At 73.6% G+C, this 17,942-nt stretch carries 18 protein-coding genes; 4 read left to right on the top strand and 14 right to left on the bottom strand.

The genetic code is table 11. From position 1 onward, the window contains the following. Positions 1–102 precede the first annotated feature (102 nt). Together ACF08F_RS05900 and ACF08F_RS05895 are read right to left on the bottom strand one after the other, a co-directional pair. The gene (locus tag ACF08F_RS05900; protein WP_392297243.1) at positions 103–600 is read right to left on the bottom strand and encodes a DoxX family protein; all 498 of its coding nucleotides are present in this window, start codon (positions 598–600) and stop codon (positions 103–105) included. A 187-nt stretch (positions 601–787) separates the two neighbouring features. Then, positions 788–1,438 (bottom strand): HNH endonuclease family protein, encoded by a 651-nt coding sequence (locus tag ACF08F_RS05895; protein ID WP_392297242.1) that lies wholly within the window; start codon positions 1,436–1,438, stop codon positions 788–790. 220 nt (positions 1,439–1,658) lie between these two features. Here ACF08F_RS05895 and ACF08F_RS05890 point away from each other — a divergent pair, with 220 nt between their 5' ends. Continuing rightward, complete coding sequence (locus ACF08F_RS05890; protein ID WP_392297241.1) at positions 1,659–2,435, top strand: ABC transporter permease; 777 nt, start codon at positions 1,659–1,661, stop codon at positions 2,433–2,435. Here ACF08F_RS05890 and ACF08F_RS05885 read toward each other — a convergent pair. Then, positions 2,413–3,081 (bottom strand): HAD-IA family hydrolase, encoded by a 669-nt coding sequence (locus ACF08F_RS05885; protein ID WP_392297240.1) that lies wholly within the window; start codon positions 3,079–3,081, stop codon positions 2,413–2,415. The two genes, ACF08F_RS05890 and ACF08F_RS05885, sit on opposite strands and share 23 nt — an antisense overlap. 170 nt (positions 3,082–3,251) lie before the next feature. Next, complete coding sequence (locus tag ACF08F_RS05880) at positions 3,252–4,403, bottom strand: peptidoglycan-binding protein (RefSeq protein ID WP_392297239.1); 1,152 nt, start codon at positions 4,401–4,403, stop codon at positions 3,252–3,254. 268 nt (positions 4,404–4,671) lie between these two features. Here ACF08F_RS05880 and ACF08F_RS05875 point away from each other — a divergent pair, with 268 nt between their 5' ends. Continuing rightward, positions 4,672–5,469 carry a hypothetical protein gene (locus ACF08F_RS05875; protein WP_392297238.1) on the top strand — a complete coding sequence of 266 codons (798 nt, stop codon included), beginning with the start codon at positions 4,672–4,674 and terminating at the stop codon, positions 5,467–5,469. A gap of 37 nt (positions 5,470–5,506) precedes the next feature. Here the strand turns inward: ACF08F_RS05875 and ACF08F_RS05870 are convergent, their stop codons facing one another. Further along, positions 5,507–5,992, bottom strand: a complete 486-nt coding sequence (locus ACF08F_RS05870; protein ID WP_392297237.1) for a GNAT family N-acetyltransferase — start codon at positions 5,990–5,992, stop codon at positions 5,507–5,509. Positions 5,993–6,021: 29 nt separating this feature from the next. Continuing rightward, a complete protein-coding gene (locus tag ACF08F_RS05865; RefSeq protein ID WP_392297236.1) occupies positions 6,022–6,363 on the bottom strand; it encodes an antibiotic biosynthesis monooxygenase family protein in 342 nt (113 codons plus the stop codon). 140 nt (positions 6,364–6,503) lie between these two features. On the opposite strand from ACF08F_RS05865, the gene ACF08F_RS05860 reads away from it, so the two are divergent. Beyond that, complete coding sequence (locus ACF08F_RS05860; protein ID WP_392297235.1) at positions 6,504–7,745, top strand: serpin family protein; 1,242 nt, start codon at positions 6,504–6,506, stop codon at positions 7,743–7,745. Positions 7,746–7,957: 212 nt separating this feature from the next. Here the strand turns inward: ACF08F_RS05860 and ACF08F_RS05855 are convergent, their stop codons facing one another. From ACF08F_RS05855 to ACF08F_RS05845, 3 genes are all read right to left on the bottom strand, one after another. Then, on the bottom strand, positions 7,958–8,638 hold the full coding sequence (locus ACF08F_RS05855) for an O-methyltransferase (RefSeq protein WP_392297234.1): 681 nt from the start codon (positions 8,636–8,638) through the stop codon (positions 7,958–7,960). Continuing rightward, the gene (locus ACF08F_RS05850; RefSeq protein ID WP_392297233.1) at positions 8,635–9,753 is read right to left on the bottom strand and encodes a DUF2330 domain-containing protein; all 1,119 of its coding nucleotides are present in this window, start codon (positions 9,751–9,753) and stop codon (positions 8,635–8,637) included. The genes ACF08F_RS05855 and ACF08F_RS05850 overlap by 4 nt, the downstream gene beginning before the upstream one ends. Positions 9,754–9,822: 69 nt before the next feature. After that, positions 9,823–11,070: a cytochrome P450 gene (locus ACF08F_RS05845; protein WP_392297232.1), complete on the bottom strand. Its 1,248-nt coding sequence runs from the start codon at positions 11,068–11,070 to the stop codon at positions 9,823–9,825. Positions 11,071–11,300: 230 nt separating this feature from the next. Here ACF08F_RS05845 and ACF08F_RS05840 point away from each other — a divergent pair, with 230 nt between their 5' ends. Continuing rightward, on the top strand, positions 11,301–12,470 hold the full coding sequence (locus ACF08F_RS05840) for a steroid 3-ketoacyl-CoA thiolase (RefSeq protein WP_392297231.1): 1,170 nt from the start codon (positions 11,301–11,303) through the stop codon (positions 12,468–12,470). Between the two features lie 78 nt (positions 12,471–12,548). Here the strand turns inward: ACF08F_RS05840 and ACF08F_RS05835 are convergent, their stop codons facing one another. The 5 genes from ACF08F_RS05835 to ACF08F_RS05815 all read right to left on the bottom strand — a co-directional run bounded on the left by ACF08F_RS05835 (position 12,549) and on the right by ACF08F_RS05815 (position 17,894). After that, complete coding sequence (locus ACF08F_RS05835; protein ID WP_150270713.1) at positions 12,549–12,950, bottom strand: transglycosylase SLT domain-containing protein; 402 nt, start codon at positions 12,948–12,950, stop codon at positions 12,549–12,551. Between the two features lie 286 nt (positions 12,951–13,236). After that, the gene (locus tag ACF08F_RS05830) at positions 13,237–14,085 is read right to left on the bottom strand and encodes an ECF transporter S component (RefSeq protein ID WP_392297329.1); all 849 of its coding nucleotides are present in this window, start codon (positions 14,083–14,085) and stop codon (positions 13,237–13,239) included. A gap of 140 nt (positions 14,086–14,225) precedes the next feature. After that, positions 14,226–15,995 (bottom strand): ABC transporter ATP-binding protein, encoded by a 1,770-nt coding sequence (locus ACF08F_RS05825; RefSeq protein ID WP_392297230.1) that lies wholly within the window; start codon positions 15,993–15,995, stop codon positions 14,226–14,228. After that, complete coding sequence (locus tag ACF08F_RS05820) at positions 15,992–17,134, bottom strand: energy-coupling factor transporter transmembrane component T (RefSeq protein ID WP_392297229.1); 1,143 nt, start codon at positions 17,132–17,134, stop codon at positions 15,992–15,994. The genes ACF08F_RS05825 and ACF08F_RS05820 overlap by 4 nt, the downstream gene beginning before the upstream one ends. A gap of 7 nt (positions 17,135–17,141) precedes the next feature. Beyond that, the gene (locus ACF08F_RS05815; protein WP_392297328.1) at positions 17,142–17,894 is read right to left on the bottom strand and encodes an SCO2322 family protein; all 753 of its coding nucleotides are present in this window, start codon (positions 17,892–17,894) and stop codon (positions 17,142–17,144) included. Positions 17,895–17,942 lie beyond the last annotated feature (48 nt).

Genomic DNA, 17,942 nt, shown 5'->3' with positions numbered 1-17,942 from the left:
GTGCCGCGTGGGGTGGTGGGGCCCCGCGCGCTGCCCGTGTCTTCGTACGGGAAAGGCCGGAAACCGTCCTCCGGTTTCCGGCCCGTCCGTGGGTGCGAGGCCTCAGGCAGCTATCGGCGCGCCCTGCTCCTCGTGCTTCCGGCCGGCCTTCGCGCCCGCGCCGCCCCGGGCGCCGAAGAGGCCGTCGAGGGCCAGCGCGCCCGGGCCGGTGAAGACCAGGAGCGCGAGGGCCCAGCAGAACAGGGCCGCGGTCTCGCCGCCGTTCTGCAGCGGGAAGAGGGCCTCCGGCTGGTGGACCTTGAAGTACGCGTACGCCATCGAGCCCGAGGCGATGAACGCGGCGCTCCGGGTGCCGAGGCCCGCCAGGACCAGGACGCCGCCGACGAGCTGGATCACGGCCGCGTACCAGCCCGGCCAGGTGCCGGCCGGGACGGTGCCGCCACCCATCGCGCCGCCGAGGACGCCGAAGAGCGAGGCCGCGCCGTGGCAGGCGAAGAGCAGCCCGACCACGATCCGGAAGAGACCGAGCGCGTAGGGCTGGGCCTGGTTCAGGCGGCCCGTGAGGCTGCTCGGCTGAGCGGTGTTGGAGCTGGTGTTCATGGGGGTGACCCTTCGGCCTGACCCTGTCCGTGGGGAGGACGGGGTGTGGGGGACGGAAACCGACGAGGCCGCAAGGTTAGGCACCCCTCACCAGTACTTGCAAGTTCAACATTCGGCCACCGGGGAGTGTGTGGTGAGGCTCACTCCCCGGGGCCGCCGGCATGACGCCGGTTCAGGAAGGGACGTTTCAGCAGCCGTTGAGCACGGACTGCAGGGCGCTCTTCTCGGCGGAGTCGACGCTGAGGTTCCAGTGGTGCTTCACGTGCACCCAGGCCCGGGCGTACGTACAGCGGTAGGCCGTGCGGGAGGGCATCCACTCCGCCGGGTCAAGGTCGCCCTTGGCCTGGTTGACGTTGTCGGTGACGGCTATCAGCTGGGGTCGGGTCAGGTCGTTCGCGAAGGCCTGGCGCTGCGCGGTGGTCCACGCGTTCGCGCCCGAGCGCCAGGCCTCGGACAGGGCGACGACGTGGTCGATGTCGAGGTCGGACGCGACGGTCCAGGTGGCGCCGTCGTACTCGGAGTACCAGCTGCCGCTGACGGAGGCGCAGCTGGAGTCGGTGACGACGTTCACGCCGTCGCGCTTGAGGACCGTCTCGCGGGTGTTGCACGCGCCGGACTGGGTGATCCAGTGCGGGAAGAGGTCCCGGCTGTAGCCGGTGGAGGAACCTTCCGCCTTGACCGTGAGGGCGGCGAGGTAGGTACGGGCGGTGGCCGCGCTGACGGGGGTGGGCATCGCGGCCTGGGCGGCCGGTGCCGTGGCGAGGAGGCCGGTGGCGGTGACGGCGGCGGAGGCGGTCAGTACAGCGAGTCGACGCGCGTAGATCATGCCGACGGGCATGTGAACTCCCTTGAGATGGGGGGACCTTGGCGGGTGCCGTCCCCTGTGGGGGTGCCGGGCGCTGGCCCGGTCATCGTGGCGGCGCGAGGTTTCCCTGGGGGATGCGCCAGGTAACAGGGTGGCGACATGGGCACGTCACATCAAGGGGTGCGGGCGGCCTGATGGAGCAACAAATTCCGCGCGCCGCCGCCGGGTTGCGGCGGGGCCCTACTGTGGCCGTGTGCTTCTGGACGTGACCGTCACCTTTGGGGCGGTACTCGCCGTCCTGCTCGCCCTCGCCGCGAGTGTCGTCGCCCTCACGCACCTCGGCCGGGCCCGCGACACCCTGCTCGCCGGCGCGCGCGCCGCCGTCCAGCTGGTCGCCGTCTCGCTCGTGATCGGCTGGGTCGTCCGCTCCGTACCGCTGCTGCTCTGCTTCCTGCTCCTGATGTACGCGGTGGCGGTGCGCACGGCGGGGCGGCGGGTCGTGCCCGCACCGGGGCGCGGCTGGTGGTGGGCGGGCGTGCCGATCGCCGCCGCCGTCGCGCCGGTCGTCCTCGCGCTCGTCGCCACCGGCCTCGTACCGGTGAAGGGGATCACGCTCGTGCCCGTGACCGGCATCCTCGTGGGCGGCGCGCTCACGGCCACCGTCCTCGCGGGGCGGCGCGCGCTCGACGAGCTGGAGACGCGGCGGGGCGAGGTCGAGGCGGGGCTCGCGATCGGGCTCGTCGGGCGCGAGGCGCGGCTCGAAGTGGCGCGGAAGGCGGCGGCGGACGCACTGCTCCCCGGCATGGACCAGACGCGCACGGTGGGTCTCGTCACGCTGCCGGGGGCCTTCGTGGGCATGCTGCTCGGCGGCGCGTCACCGCTGCACGCGGGCGCCGTCCAGCTCTTCGTCCTCATCGCGCTGCTCGCGGTGCAGGCGGTGGCCGCCGCGACCACCCTGGAGCTGGTCGCGCGCGGCCGGATCTCCCGGGAGGCGGGGGAGGGGGGAGCTACGCCAGGGCGGTCAGGGTGATCGTGCCGTCCGCCGTGGTGTCGACCCGCAGCCGGGTGAGGTCCTCGGCGTGGATGTCGGGGGCGAAGGCCGCCGCGCGCGGGCCCACGCCCACGATCCGCATGCCGGCCGCGCGGCCCGCCTGGATGCCGGCCTCCGAGTCCTCGAAGACGACGCAGTCAGCCGGGGCGAAGCCCAGCTCCGCCGCGCCCTTCAGGAAGCCCTCCGGGTCCGGCTTGCTCGCGCCGACGGACTCGGCGGTCACCCGCGTCGCGGGCATCGCCAGACCCGCCGCGCCCATCCGCGCCCGGGCCAGGGTCTCGTCGGCCGAGGTCACCAGGGCGTACGGCAGCTCGGCGATCGCGGCCAGGAAGGCGGGGGCGCCCGGTACCGGCACGACGCCGTCGAGGTCGGCGGTCTCCTCGGCGAGCATCACCCGGTTGTCGGCGTGGTTCTCCTCCATCGGGCGGTCCGGGAGGAGGACGGCCATCGTCGCGTACCCCTGGCGGCCGTGGACCACCTTGAGGACGGCGTCGGCGTCGAGGCCCTGCCGCTCGGCCCAGCTGCGCCAGCAGCGCTCGACGACGGCGTCCGAGTTGACGAGGGTGCCGTCCATGTCGAGGAGGAGGGCGCGGGCGGTGAGCGGTGCCGGGGTGGTGGCGGCCATCGAGGTCTCCAGGGAGGGGTGCGGAGAACGAAGCGGTCCCGCCCGCCGGTCAGGGAGTACGGGCGGGGCCACTTTGTTTTTCTACGATACAAAACCGGAGGTCGTCTTGGCCAGCCGGTCCCGCCCGCAGCGGTTCCCGTCCCGATCCGGCGGCGCGGCCGCCACGGAGCTCAGAGCCAGGTGCTCCGCTCCAGCGCCTCGCGCGTGTAAGGGCCGTAGACGCCCTTCGGGTCCTCCTCGATGAACATCCAGGACTGGTAGCTCTTCACCGCGCGCCAGACCCCCTGTCCGTACTCCCCGTCGATGGGGCCGTGGTACGCCCCCGCGAGCGTCAGGCGCTGCTGGAGCTCCTCCACCTCGGGGCCGCTGGAGCCGTAGCTCAGCGTCGCCGCGGACTCCTCGGTCTCCTCCGGCTGCGTCGGCTCCTCGGGTACCTGTGTGGCGGGCGGGGCCGTCGTCGCCGGGGCGGTCGTCGGGGCCGCGGTCGTCGGGGCGGCCGTGGTGGTGGCGGCAGGAGGGGCCGCCGCACCGGTCGTGGCGACGGGGGCGGTCCGGGAGGCGGAGGGGGTGGACGTGGCGGACGGGGAGGCGGACGTGGCCGTCGGGCGCACGGACGGCGACGACGAGCTCGGCTCCGGGGTCTCGGAGGAGGCGGACGGGGACGGGGCCTCCGACACGGCGACGTTCAGGGAGGCGCTCGTGGTGATCTCCAGGCCGGTCGCCCGGTCGTCGCCCTCGTCCCCGCCGCCGAGGACCGCCGCGGCGAGGGCGGCGGTGCCGACGACCGCGACGGCGGCCACCGCCGCGACGACCGTGCCGCGCCTGCGCCGCCGCGCCGCCGCGCGCTCGTCCGCCGGCCCGGCCCCGCGGTCGCCGCGGCCGACGCCGTGCAGCAGCAGGGGCATCGTCTCGGAGGGGTCGCCGCCGTGGTCCGCGGGGAGGTGGGCGCAGGGGTCCGCCTGCGGGTGGGCGCCGGAGCGGAGGTCGCCGTACGGGGTGCCGGGGGCGTCGGCGTACGGGGTGACGCGGGTGTCGGCGTACGGGTCGGGCTGTGCGGCGTACGGGTCGGGCTGTGCGGCGTACGGGTCGGGCTGTGCGGCGTACGGGTCGGGCTGCCGCGGGGTGGCGTCCGAGCCCCCGTGCACGGGAGAACCCGGGCGGATCGCCGACAGCTGGGCCGTCGGCGGGTCCTCCGCCGAGTCCAGCGTCACGTACGGCCTGATCCGCAGCGGATCGAAGTCCTCGGCCGCCGCCAGCTCCGCCCGGGCACAGGCGCAGCCGGGTCTGTGTACACCGCATTCAGGACAGGCATGTCCGGTCATGATGGGTCCCCTCCCCGAGACAACTGCGAGCGATTATGCAGCCCGTCCCTGTTTGACGGGTGAACGGCGTCACTCTCCGACAGGTCGTACCGGGGCATTCGGTTCAGGGCGGAGGAAACGCCCAAGGGGGACGCGTGCCCGCTCGCACCGCCCTGCGGACACCGCCCCGAATCCGCAACTCGACGGCGGCAAACCCTCTGTGACGGGCGCTCAGCGCCGCTCAGTAGGCTGTCCCCCTCCAAGATCGCAGCACAGGGGGATGGCAGGAATGAACAGCGGAGATCCACGTCACGCGAACAACCCGTACGCCGGCCAGGGCGGCCCCGGCGGACCCGGCGGGTACGTGGCGAACGGCGCGTACGGTACGCAGATACCGCCCGCCCCGGCTCGCGCGACCGCGAACCGAGGGGCCTGGATCGGCGCGGGAGCCACGCTCGTGGCGGCGGTCATCGGTGTGGTCGGTGCGTACCTGGTGAGCAGCAACAACAACGGCAACGCGAACCCCGCGCCGCCCGCCGCGCAGGGTCCGGCGACCGGGACCACCAGCCCCGGGGAAGAGGTCCAGGGCGGTGACAAGGCTCCCTCGGACTCGTCGGAGAGCCCGGAGGCCACCCGGTCCTCGGAGGTCTCGGAGGCCGCGGAGTCCTCGGAGCCCCCGGCTCCCGTGACCCCCTCCGGGAAGCCGGCCGGCACCGTCGAGTGGCAGGGTGCCCTGGCGCTCACCTACGCGGAGAACAAGGACCTGGACTCCGCGCCCCCCGTCCACTCCGGGATCAACGTGGAGAACGACGTCTCCATCTACACCTTCGGCACGACCCCGAGGATGCAGCTCGGGAACGAGGTCAAGGCGCTGGTGTGGAAGGACTCGACGAAGGTGCCCGCGTACGCGGACTGTGCCCGTGACATCGACACCCTGGGCACCTCGATGGAGGTGAAGCTGAAGACGGGCCTGGTCCTCTGCGCGAGCACGAACGACGGGCGGCTCGCCCGGCTCACCGTCAAGGAAGTGGGCGGGCTGGCCTCCGACACGAACGGTGTCTTCGACGTCGTCGTCTGGAGCCGCTGAACCGCCGCTCGAAGAGCCACGGGCCGGCAGGCCGCGGTCAGAGGTCCTTGCCGTACCAGACGTCCATGTACGGACCCGTGCAGTACGCCGGGATCTCGACGTACCCGTGCCGTGTGTACAGGGCGCGTGCCTCGACCAGGTCCAGGCGGGTGTTGAGGACCATCCGGCGGGCGCCGAGGCCGCGCGCCGCGTCCTCCAGCTCGCCGAGCATGGCCCCTGCCCCGCCGAGGCCGCGGAAGGCGTGGCGCAGGAAGACCCGGGTCAGCTCGGCGCGCCCGCCGTCGAGCAGCAGGACCCCGCCGCAGCCGGCCGGCTTGCCCTCGTACCGCGCGACGAGGAACTGCCCGGTCGGCGGGGTGAGCAGCTCGGCCCCGTCGTTCGTGAGCCCCTCGTCGAGCTCGGCGGCGGTCGCCGGGCGCTTCCAGTACCGGCTCGCGACGTCGTCGTAGTAGTCGCGGCGCAGGGCGGCGGCGTCCGGGGTGTCGACGCGCTCGGGGGAGAAGGTCCAGGTCATGCGCGCCATTGTGCGGCGCGCACGACCCGGGACGCAGCTCAGTTCTTGGGGGACGCCTGCTGGACGACCTCGAACGACCAGAGGGTGGACCCGGTGGCGGCGGGCTTCGGCCGCTCGCCGCCCTCGGCGCCCGCACCGCTGCCGCCGGCCCCGTGCGCGGCCTTCATCGAGCCGTTCATCCAGTTCTGGAAGTCCTCCTCGCTGCGCCAGCGGGTGTAGACGAGGTACTGGTCGGTGCCCTCCAGCGGGCGCAGCAGCTCGAACCACTCGAAGCCGTCGGAGCCCTCCACGGCCCCGGCGCGGGAGGCGAAGCGCTGCTCCAGGACCTCGCGCTGCTCGGCCGGAACGGTCAGGACGTTGATCTTCACCACGCTGGGCACTGGACACCTCTCACGACGTACGGATGTGTGTGCAGTCTCCTACACCGACCCGTCGGGACGGCGTGAGGTCCGCTCCCGGGCGCGGTCATGATGGTCCCGGCACGACACGACAGTGCGAGACGGACGGCAGGGGGCAGGGCATGGCCGGGTTCGGGTCGGCGGCGGGTGCGGAAGCGGTACGGGAGCTGGCGGCGCGGTGGCTGCCACGGCTCGGGGACCGGGACTTCGTCGTGTCGCCGGTCGGGCTGTGGACGGCCCTCGCGGCCGTCGCCTCCGGGGCCCGGGGGCGCACCGCCCAGGAGCTGGCGGGGCTGCTCGGGGTCGAGGGGGAGGCCGCGGCGCGGGCCGTGACCGAGGCCGGGCGCCGGCTCGGCGGGACGGACGGGGTCGCGGTGGCGACCGGGGTGTGGAGCACGGTGCCGGTGCTCGAATCCTTCCGTCGGGGGCTGCCCGGGGTCCGGTTCGGGGTGCTGCCGGAAACGGCGTACTTCGCGCTTCCCGACGCGGCCTTCGGGGCCACGGACGACATGTCCTGGGGCGAGGTCCCCGGCGCGCAGGAGGAGATCGACGCCTGGGTCCGGGCCGCCACCGGCGGGCGGATCCCGCGGCTGCCGCTCGCCCTCGACGGGTCCGAGGACCTCGTGCTGGTCAACGCCCTCGCCCTGAAGGCCTCCTGGCTGACCGCCTTCCCCGCGCACCTCACCCGCGACGAGCCCTTCACCGACGGGAACGGCGACACCAGGCCCGTACCGACCATGCGGCAGCGGATTCCCGCGGGGTGGGCGTGGCGCGTGGGCGAGGCCGTGGTCGTCGAGCTGCCGTGTGCCGGTGCCGGTGCCGGTGCCGGTGCCGGTGGCGGTGGCGGTGGCGGTGCCGAGGGCGAGGGCGAGGGCGAGGGCGAGGGCGAGAGTGAGGGCGCCCGGGTGCGGTTCGTGCTGGGGGCGGTGGGCGAGGGGCCCGGAGCGGTGCTGCCCGCCGCCTGGGCCGCTCCCCACGAGCGGGCGCCGCTCGGCGTCCGCTCGGTCGACCTCGCGCTGCCGCGCTGCACGCTCCGGACCGAGACCCTCGCCCACCGCCACCTCGACGCCCTCGGAGTCCGCCTCGCGCTCGGGCCCGAGGCGGACTTCTCGGGGCTCTCCGACACCGCCCTGTACATCGACAAGGTCGTCCAGGAGGCGGTGGTCGAGATCGCCGAGGAGGGCGTCGAGGCGGCGGCCGTCACCCAGGTGACGATGACCCGCAGCGCGGCCGCGCCCCGCCCCGTGGAGGTGGAGCGGATCGCCTTCGACCGCCCCTTCGGGCTCGTCGTCCTCGACGCGGCGGGCGAGGTGCCGCTGTTCGCGGGGTGGCGGCGGAGCGCGCCGGGGCACGACGCCCCCTGACCGCCTGTGTACGAAGCCCCCTGACTGCCGACCGCTTAGGGCGTGTTGCGAAAGTCCCGCCTGCCCGACGGCGCCTGGCACGCACGCTCGCCGCGTTGTCGGGATCACCCCGATACATCCAGTATCGGGGCGACCCTCCGCCTTGCGATCGCACGCACCAGACGCCGTCGGGCCCGCCCTTCGGGCGGCCGGCGCTACTTTCGCAACACGCCCTAGGCGACGACGCGGGCCAGCAGGAGGCCGTCGTACCCCTTCGTGCCGACCGTCTGGAACGCGGTGGCGTCCAGGCGGGGTTCGCGCGCCACCAGCTCGAACATCTCGCGGGTGCCCGTGATCGCCGGGTCGTCCGGGTGCGCGGTGGCGACCTTCCCGCCGCGCACGACGTTGTCGACGATGATCAGCGTGCCCGGGCGGGACAGCTTCAGCGCCCACTCCACGTACCGAGGGTTGTTGACCTTGTCCGCGTCGACGAAGACGAGGTCGAAGGGGCCCGCGCCCTCCTCCTCCAGGAGCGGCAGGCTGTCCAGGGCCGCGCCCGTACGGACCTCGACGAGCTTGTCGAGGCCGGCGCGGGCGATGTTGGCGCGGGCGACGTCCGCGTGGGCGGGGTCGTACTCCAGGGTGATCAGCCGGCCGTCGGCGGGCAGGGCGCGGGCCAGCCAGATCGTGCTGTAGCCGCCGAGGGTGCCGATCTCCAGGATGTTCCGGGCACCCTGCGCCGCGGCGAGCAGGTGCAGCAGCTTGCCCTGGTTCGGGGCGACCGCGATCTCGGGCAGTCCGGCCGCCGTGGACGCGGCGAGCGCGCCGGTCAGCGCCTCGTCCGCCGGGGCGAGCAGTTCGGTGACGTAGTGATCGACCGTGCTCCACTGGGGGTTCACCTGAGGGTTCGTCATGCGGTCGAACGTACACCGGGGGCGGGGTGCGAGCGCCGCCTCGACGCCCGTACGGCGAGGAGCGCCGCCGCCATGAGCAGCGCCCCGCCACCGACCGTCGCGAGCCAGGCCGGGACCTCGCCGCCGATCGTCAACAGGCGGTCGTTGTAGACGACTTCGCGGTACGGGGTGTCGGCGACGGTACGGAGGTGGTGGTCGTCGTCGATGCGCTCCGGGTGCGGGAACCTCTGCTCCAGGGCCGTCAGATGCGTCGGCGCGCCGCCGGTGAGGCGGGCGAGGGCGGCGCTCTCGTCGCCGTCGATCCGGCCCGCGAAGGTCACCTCGGGGCGGTCGCCGCCGATGGGGGAGCGGGGCTCCATCCGGTGGTCGGCGAGGACGTACAGGCCGAGCGTCTGCGGGGTGCTCGCGAGACGGGACAGCCGCATGGGGTAGACGAGTTCGGGGGAGGCGAAGCTGATCCGCAGCGGGGACAGCCGGCCGTACAGGGCGGCGCCCTTCTCCTGCGGGGCGAGGCGGACGGCGACGTACTCCCACTTCCGGTCCACGTAGGGCTTGAGCGCGCCGGGGAGCCGCTCGGGCAGCTCGAAGCCGTTGGTGCGCAGCCAGCCGCCGAGCGCGTCGGGGTCGGTGGCGGTCAGCCGGGCCACGTCGAAGGGGCCGAGCCGCTCGCGGCCGACGACGCCGACACCGGCTCCCGCGCCGGGCGGGGCGGCGGCCGCCCCGTCTCCGTACGAGCTGTCGAAGGGCCAGTCGCCCTCGCGCGGCCAGAAGTAGTACCGGTCGCGCTCCTCGGGCGCGGTGAGTGTCTCCAGTGCGTCGAAGAGGGCCGGGTCGCCGAGGTCGACCTCGGCGCGGCTCGGCACGGGCATGATCCAGGCGGCCCGCTTGGCGTTCCCGTGGACCTCGAAGCGCATCACGACGGTCTCGGTGCCGCCGTCCCAGTGGACGGCCGACTCCTCCCGGTCGACGCCGATGCGCTCGGAGCTGTCCGGGATCATCGCGCCGCAGCCGCAGGCGTACGCCGGTGCGATGAGCGAGCCGAGCTGGAGCGCGAGCAGCGCGACGAGCGTCGTCAGGATTCTGGTGGCCGGATTGCTTCTGTGTGTCCCCCGCATGTGGGATCGGACGCGGCCGGAGACGTTCCGGTTCCGGCCGCGCGCCGCTCCTGGGACACGTCCGGCCGGTCAGGCCGAGGTACGGACCCGGAGTTCCTTCACTCCGTTCAGCCAGGCCGCCCGCAGCCGGCGGGGTTCGCCCGCGAGCGTGAGGTCGGGCAGGACGTCCGCGACCGCGTTGAAGATCAGCTCGATCTCCTTGATCGCGAGTGCCTTGCCGAGGCAGAAGTGGGGTCCGCCGCCGCCGAAGCCCAGGTGCGGGTTCGGGTCGCGGGTGATGTCGAAGCGCTCGGGGTCGGTGAAGACCTCGGGGTCGTTGTTGGCGGAGGAGTAGAAGAGTCCGACGCGGTCGCCCGCGCGGATCTTCTGCCCGCCGATCTCGGTGTCCTGGGTCGCGGTGCGCTGGAAGGAGACCACCGGGGTCGCCCAGCGCACGATCTCCTCGGCCGCGGTCGCCGGCCGCTCCCGCTTGAAGAGCTCCCACTCGTCGGGGTGGGTGAGGAAGGCGTGCATGCCGTGGCTGATGGCGTTGCGCGTGGTCTCGTTGCCGGCGACGGCGAGCAGCAGCACGAAGAAGCCGAACTCGTCGGAGGAGAGGTTGCCCTGGCCCTCGGCGGCGACGAGCTGGCTGACGATGTCGGCGGCCGGACACTCCTTGCGGGCCGCGGCCATGGTCATCGAGTAGCCGATGAGCTCCATGGCGGCCTCGGCGCCGATCTCCTCGGTGATGGCGTACTCGGGATCGTCGTACGCGACCATCTTGTTCGACCAGTCGAAGATCCGGGAGCGGTCCTCCTGGGGGACGCCGATGAGCTCGGCGATGGCCTGGAGGGGCAGCTCGACGGCGACCTGGGTGACGAAGTCGAAGGTTCCGTCGGGGCCGGCGTTCCGCAGGGCCTCCTCGGCGATGGCGCGGGCGCGGTCGCGCAGCGCCGTCTCCAGGTTCCGGATCGCCCGCGGGGTGAAGCCGCGCTGGACGATCTGGCGGACCCGGGTGTGCTCGGGCGGGTCCATGTTGAGCATGATCAGCTTCTGGACCTCGATCTGCTCGCGCGTGACGTGCTCGTTGAAGCGGATCACGGCGGTGTTCGTGTTCGAGGAGAAGAGCTCGGGGTGCGTCGAGACGTACTTGACGTCCGCGTGGCGCGTGACCGCCCAGTACCCCTCGTCCTCGAAGCCCGTGACGCCGGCCGGCTGGGGGCACCACCACACGGGTGCGGTCTGCCGCAGCTGAGCGAACTCCGGGAAGGGTATGCGTGTACGGAGCAGGTCGGGGTCGGTGGCGTCGAACCCTTCGGGGAGATGGGGGCAGGGCATCGGCAACACGCTCCATTATCTGATGGCCCATCAGAAACTGCCGGGAAAGTTAGTAACGAGTTCGCCAAGTAGCAAGAGGCGGAGCGAGAACTGTTGCGGCCCGGACCCTTGCGTACCCGGGGTAGCAGTCATAAGACTGCACTCAGAACTAGAACGCGTACTAGTTCCCCCGGGACGCCGACCGGACGAGGTGCCGGGACACCCCGACCGGTCGAGGAGAGGACGAGCTCATGGCCGCGGAACCCGTCATCGTCGAAGCCGTACGCACCCCCATCGGCAAGCGCGGAGGCGCGCTCGCCAACCTCCACCCCGCCTATCTCCTGGGCGAGACCTACCGTGAACTCCTCGGCCGCACCGGCATCCACGCCGACTGCGTCGAACAGATCGTGGGCGGTACGGTCACCCACGCCGGCGAGCAGTCCATGAACCCGGCGCGGACCGCCTGGCTCACCATGGGCCTGCCCTACGAGACGGCCGCCACCACCGTCGACTGTCAGTGCGGCTCCTCGCAGCAGGCCAGCCACATGGTCGCCAACATGGTCGCGGCCGGCGTCATCGACATCGGGATCAGCTGCGGCGTCGAGGCCATGTCCCGCGTCCCGCTCGGTTCCGGTTCCAAGCACGGCCCCGGCAAGCCGTTCCCCGACGAGTGGAACGTCGACCTGCCCAACCAGTTCGAGGCCGCCGAGCGCATCGCCCGCCGCCGCGGCCTCACCCGCGAGCGCGTCGACTCCCTCGGCCTCCTCTCCCAGGAGCGCGCCGCGGTCGCCTGGGCCGAGGAGCGGTACAAGCGGGAGACCTTCGCCGTCCAGGTCCCCACCACCGAGGCCGAACAGGCGGCGGGACAGGGCATGTGGCGGCTCGTCGACCGGGACGAGGGCCTGCGCGACACCAGCATGGAGGGCCTCGCCCGGCTCAAGCCCGTCATGCCGACCGCCGTCCACACCGCCGGGAACTCCTCCCAGATCTCCGACGGCGCCTCCGCGATCATGTGGGCCTCCAAGCGCATGGCCCGCGCCCTCAAGCTCCGCCCGCGCGCCCGCATCGTCGCCCAGGCCCTCGTCGGCGCCGACCCGCACTACCACCTCGACGGCCCCGTCGACGCGACCCGCGCGGTGCTCGGCAAGGCCGGCATGTCGCTCAAGGACATCGACCTCGTCGAGATCAACGAGGCCTTCGCGTCGGTGGTCCTGAGCTGGGCGCAGGTCTTCGACCAGGATCTGGAGAAGGTGAACGTCAACGGCGGCGCCATCGCCCTCGGCCACCCGGTCGGCGCCACGGGTGCCCGGCTCATCACCACCGCCCTGCACGAGCTGGAGCGCACGGACAAGGAGTTCGCGCTCATCACCATGTGCGCGGGCGGCGCCCTGGCGACCGGCACGATCATCCAGCGGCTGTAGGGAACGGAAACGCCGCAGGCCCCGCCCCTCCGAGCGGAGGGCGGGGCCTTGCGGGTGCGCTGTGCGGCGGCTGAGCTCTTAGTACCAGCCGTTGGCCTGCCAGAACGCCCAGGCGGCGTTCGGGGAGCCGTAGCGCTCGTTCATGTAGTTCAGGCCCCACTTGATCTGCGTGGCCGGGTTGGTCTTCCAGTCGGCACCGGCCGAGGACATCTTCGAGGCCGGCAGGGCCTGGACCAGGCCGTAGGCGCCGCTGGACGAGTTGGTGGCGGAGGGGTTCCAGCCGGACTCGTGCGAGACGATCTTGCTGAAGGCCGCGTACTGCGAGGCGGGGACGATGTCACGAGCGAGCTCCTGCGGGCTGGCGGCCGAAACCGAGCCCGTCGTGCCGAGCACCGCACCCGAAGCGCCCAGCAGCACGGCTGCGGTGGCGGCGAAGGTCTTCTTGCGGGCGGCGACACGAGTGGTGAGCGAGCGGATCAACGTTTCTACCTAACTTCGGGAACAAGGGCCGCGCCGGGCGTTTTCGGCAAGCCGGAACCAGAGCCCGGGAGTCCCGGGAACTGGGGGGAACCGGCCGTCCGAGGCGCTGTGGTGAGCACCGGCTGCCTGGCGACGTCCTCAACAAAACCAGGGCCCGGGCCCCGGCGCAATGACCCCCTGTACGAGGAAGGTTCGGATTCGAGCGGAAGGTCCCGGGTGGTGGGGGTCGGGTGTTTCCGCAGGTCATGGCGGGATGTAGGGCGTTTTGGGTGGGTGTGCCCGTCTACTATTTCGCCTCGTACGTGACGTAGGTCCTGTGGGCCGCCTCACCCGGAGCGCCCCTTTTCGGGCCTTCGAATGTGACCTGGGCCTCGAAGTTCGCCCGTCGAGTGGCACGACGGAGGGCCTTCAGAAGCGTGGATCCGATGGTGAGCGTGAGGACGACGGTCAGAGCGGCGCGGCCGAGGTCCCAGCCGAGGGAGGTGGCGACGACATAGGCGAGGAAACGGACGAGGTTCTCGTGGAGCGGGGCACCCGGCTCGAAGGAGATCCCGCTGCTCAGGCCCTGGAGCAGGACCCAGCCCTGGAGGTTCATGACCGTTCCGTACGCGAACGCCGCCACGAAGCCGTACGCGGAGAGCATCAGCAGCTCACCCCTGCCCCGGAGCCGCTGCGGGGCCGGCAGGAGCCCGGCGCCCATCGTGAACCAGCCCATCGAGAGCATCTGGAACGGCATCCACGGGCCCACCCCGCCCGTGAGCAGGGCCGAGGCGAACATCGTCACCGAGCCGAGGACGAAGCCGAAGCCCGGCCCGAGGACCCGGCCGCTCAGGACCATCAGGAAGAACATCGGCTCCAGGCCCGCCGTCCCCGCCCCGAGCGGGCGGAGCGCGGCGCCCACGGCGGCCAGCACCCCCAGCATCGCCACCGCCTTCGCGTCCATCCCGCAGTCCGCGATCGTCGCGATCACGACCGCGACCAGCAGGGGGAGCAGGGCGGCGAAGAGCCAGGGCGCGTCCCCGGCGTGCGAGGTGACGGCCGAGCCGGCGTCCGCGAAGAGCGGCCAGGTGAAGGCCGCGGCCCCGATCAGGGAGACGAGGAGCAGGGCGGTGACGGAGCGCGGGCCGAGACGCAGGGGGCGACCGCCCGGGGGCTTCGGCTGGGCCTTGGCCGCGGGCTCCGTCGGGTGCCCCGCCGGGGCCTGCGTCGCGGGCTCCGGCGGGGGCTCCGTCGCGGGCTCCACCGGGTGCTTCGTCGGGTGCTTCGGCGGGCGCTTCACAGGGCCTCCTCGACCTGCTCGACGGTGAGCCAGGGCTGCGGCGCGAGGATCTTGGCGACCTGGGGGGAGAAGGCGGGGGAGGAGACGACGACCTCGGCGGTCGGGCCGTCCGCGACCACCTCGCCGTCCGCGATGATCACCACCCGGTGTGCCAGCTCCGCCGCCAGCTCCACGTCGTGCGTGGCCAGCATGATCGCGTGACCGTCCGCCGCGAGCGCGCGCAGGTGCGTGACGAGCCGGGCCTTGGCCGCGTAGTCCAGACCGCGTGTCGGCTCGTCGAGCAGCAGGAGCGGCGGGCGCCCGGTCAGGACCACGGCCAGCGCGAGCGCGAGCCGCTGCCCCTCGGAGAGGTCCCGGGGGTGCGTGTCGTCCGCGACGCCCGGCAGCAGCTCGGACACCAGGCCCCGGCAGGTCCCGGGCGTCGCGCCCGCGTCCGCGTCGGCCGCCGCGCACTCGGCGGCGACGGTGTCCGCGTACAGCAGGTCCCTCGGCTCCTGCGGTACGAGCCCGACCTGGCGGATCAGCTCGCGGGGGGCGGTGGTGTGGGGGGTGCGGCCGGCGACGCGGACGGTGCCGGAGGTCGGGGCGATCATGCCGACGAGGGTGGAGAGGAGGGTGGACTTGCCCGCGCCGTTCCGGCCCATGAGGGCGACGGTCTCGCCCGCCCGGACCTGGAGGCCCACCGAGCGGAGGGCTTCGACGCGGCCGCGGCGGACGGCGAGGCCTTCGGTGAGGAGAAGGGGAGCGGGGTTGGAGGTGGGGGTGGGGGTGGGGTCGGTAGTCGGGGTGGTCGGGCGGGTGCGGCGCCGTAGGAAGGGGAGGATTCCCCCACCCCGCCCTCCCCCAGAGCTTCGCCTGGGAGGTACCCCCATCCCGAAACCGGGGGCGATGCCCCCGGACCCCCGCGCCTCAAACGCAGGCGGGGCTGAGACTGCCCCGGCGGCGACGCTCGCCGGTTCCCGCCCCGCCAACCGCTCCTTCAGTCCGTCCGACCTCCGCCGCGCGTCCCGCACCGTCAGGGGCAGCGGGTCCCAGCCCGCCAGGCGGCCGAGCGACACCACCGGCGGGTGGACCGGGGAGATCGCCATGATGTCCGCCGGCGCACCCATCACACCCTCCGGCAGCAGGAGCACCTGGTCCGCGTACTGGACGACCCGCTCCAGGCGGTGCTCGGCCAGGAGGACCGTCGTGCCCAGGTCGTGGACCAGGCGCTGGAGCACCGCGAGGACGTCCTCCGCGGCCGACGGGTCCAGCGCGGACGTCGGCTCGTCGAGGACGAGGACCTTGGGGTGCGGGGTCAGGACCGAGCCGATCGCGACGCGCTGCCGCTGGCCGCCCGAGAGCGTGGCGATCGGGCGGTCGCGGAGCTCCGCCAGGCCCAGCAGGTCGAGCGTCTCCTCGACCCGGCGCCGCATGACGGCCGGGGCGAGCCCCAACGACTCCATCCCGTACGCGAGCTCGTCCTCCACCGTGTCCGTCACGAAGTGCGCCGAAGGGTCCTGCCCGACCGTCCCCACCACGTCCGCCAGCTCACGCGGCGGATGCGTGCGGGTGTCCCGGCCGTCGACGGTCACCCGCCCGGTCAGGGTGCCGCCCGTGAAGTGCGGGACCAGACCGGAGACCGCGCCGAGCAGGGTCGACTTGCCGACCCCGGACGGGCCGACGAGCAGGACGAGCTCCCCCTCGGGCACGGTGACGTCCAGGCCGCGCAGCGTGGGCTCGCGGTCCTCCTCGTACCTCACCGAGACGTTCTCGAAGCGGATCACGAGCTCTCCTTGGCAGCGGTGACGGCGACGGTGTCCTCGGGGACCGGGGCCACGAACGCCGGGACCAGGCCCACCAGGATCGAGACGGCCGGCCAGAGCGGCAGCTCCGGCCACTCCAGCGGGACGACCCCGGGGTGCAGCGCCTCCGGTGCGTACGCGTTCGCCCAGATCATCAGGACCGCGACCGTCACCCCGGAGCCCGCGACCAGCCAGGCCCGTACGCCCCAGCGGTCGGGCCGGTACCGGGTGCGCACCGTCCGCAGCCCGCCGAGCCGGAGCCCCGCCGTCGCCGCGAGGAGCCCGGCGGCCAGCAGCGGCAGCCCGTACCCGGCGCCCTCCGCCGCGAGCAGCCCGTACGAACCGGCGCAGACGCCGAGCAGCCCGCCCAGGGTCAGCACGTTCGTCGTACGGCGTACGGACACGGGGACCTGCGCCGTCCGGCCGTACCCCCGCGCGTCCATCGAGGCCGCCACCGCGATCGACCGCTCCAGGGCTCCTTCGAGCACCGGCAGACCGATCTGGAGCACCGCCCGGACCCCGCCCGTGGGGCGGCCCCGCAGCCGGCGGGCGGTCCGCAGCCGGACCACGTCGGCGACCATGTTCGGCGCGAAGGTCATCGCCACGACGACGGCGACCCCGGCCTCGTACAGCGCCCCCGGCAGCGACTTCAGCAGCCGCGCCGGGTTGGCCAGCGCGTTCGCCGCGCCCACGCAGATCAGCAGCGTCGCCAGCTTCAACCCGTCGTAGAGCGCGAAGACCAGCTGCTCGGCGGTGACCCGGCCCCCGATCCGTACCCCTTGCGCCCACTCGGGCAGCGGCACCTCGGGCAGCGTGAACAGGACGTGCGTCCCGGGGATCGGGGAGCCGAGCAGCAGCGAGAAGACGACCCGCAGGAAGACGACGAACAGACCGAGCTTCACGAACGCCCCGTACGAGCGCGCCCAGGGCGCGTCCGTGCGGCGGGCCGCCACGACGTACCCGGCGACCCCGACCAGCAGGCCGAGGAGCAGCGGGTTGGTGGTGCGCGAGGCGGCGACGGCCAGGCCGAGCGCCCACAGCCACCAGGCTCCGGCGTGGAGGGCGTTCGACCGGTTCGCCACGGGGGCCGTGAACGTCCGGCGGCTACGGGCGGGGCTCATGCGGGGCTCATCCGCGGCGGCGGGCCTTCCAGATCGCGGCGCCGCCGAGCGCGAGCACGGCCGCCCCGCCGGCGAGCACGCCGAAGGAGGGGCCGCCGCTCCCGTCGCCGGAGGCGCTGGTGGGGGCGGGGGAAGCGGCGGCGGACGGTGCCGTGGGCTGTGCCTTGCCCGGCTCGTCCGCCTCGCCCTCCGCGACCTGCTCGCCGCAGCCCCGCGCCGGATACCCGGCGATCCCGCACAGCATCGCCGCGGCGTCGTACCGCAGCGGCTTCGCCACCGCGGCCAGCGCCTCCGCGCCCGTCGCGTCCTCACGGACCTGGGCGCAGCCGGCCGTGACCGGCTTCGCCGGCGGCTGCTCGCCGGCCGGGGCGTCCTTCGGACCGCCGAAGTCGACGACGACGGCGATCCGCTTGCCGCCGTCCTTCTTCGCCACGCCCGCGCAGATCTTCGCGAAGTCGGGGGCGGCGGAGGGGCGTGAGGTGTCGTTCGTGCCCTGGCTGAGCGCGAAGCGGAAGCCGATCGACTCGCCGTCGGCGGGGCGGGCGGTGGCCGGCCCCTGCGAGGCGTAGGTCCAGGTCTTCCCGCCGTCGCTCTCCCAGAACGACCAGTAGCGGTAGCCGGCGGCCTGCGCGGGCGCCGCGGCGACGGCGGTGAACGCGAGAACGGCCCCGGCCACGAGGGCGCCACCGCGGGCGGCGACGGGGCGGAGGGCCGCGCTCCGGGCGGCGACAGGCCGGGCGTCGGGGGTGACGGTCCGGATGTCGTGCGCCTGGGTGGCGCCGGGCCGGGCGGTGCCGACCGCCCGTAC

The sequence above is a fragment of the Streptomyces sp. NPDC015130 genome, assembly GCF_043080005.1.
Taxonomy (GTDB): domain Bacteria; phylum Actinomycetota; class Actinomycetes; order Streptomycetales; family Streptomycetaceae; genus Streptomyces.
Note: the sequence above shows the minus strand (reverse complement) of the source record. Positions and strands in the feature narration are given on the sequence as shown.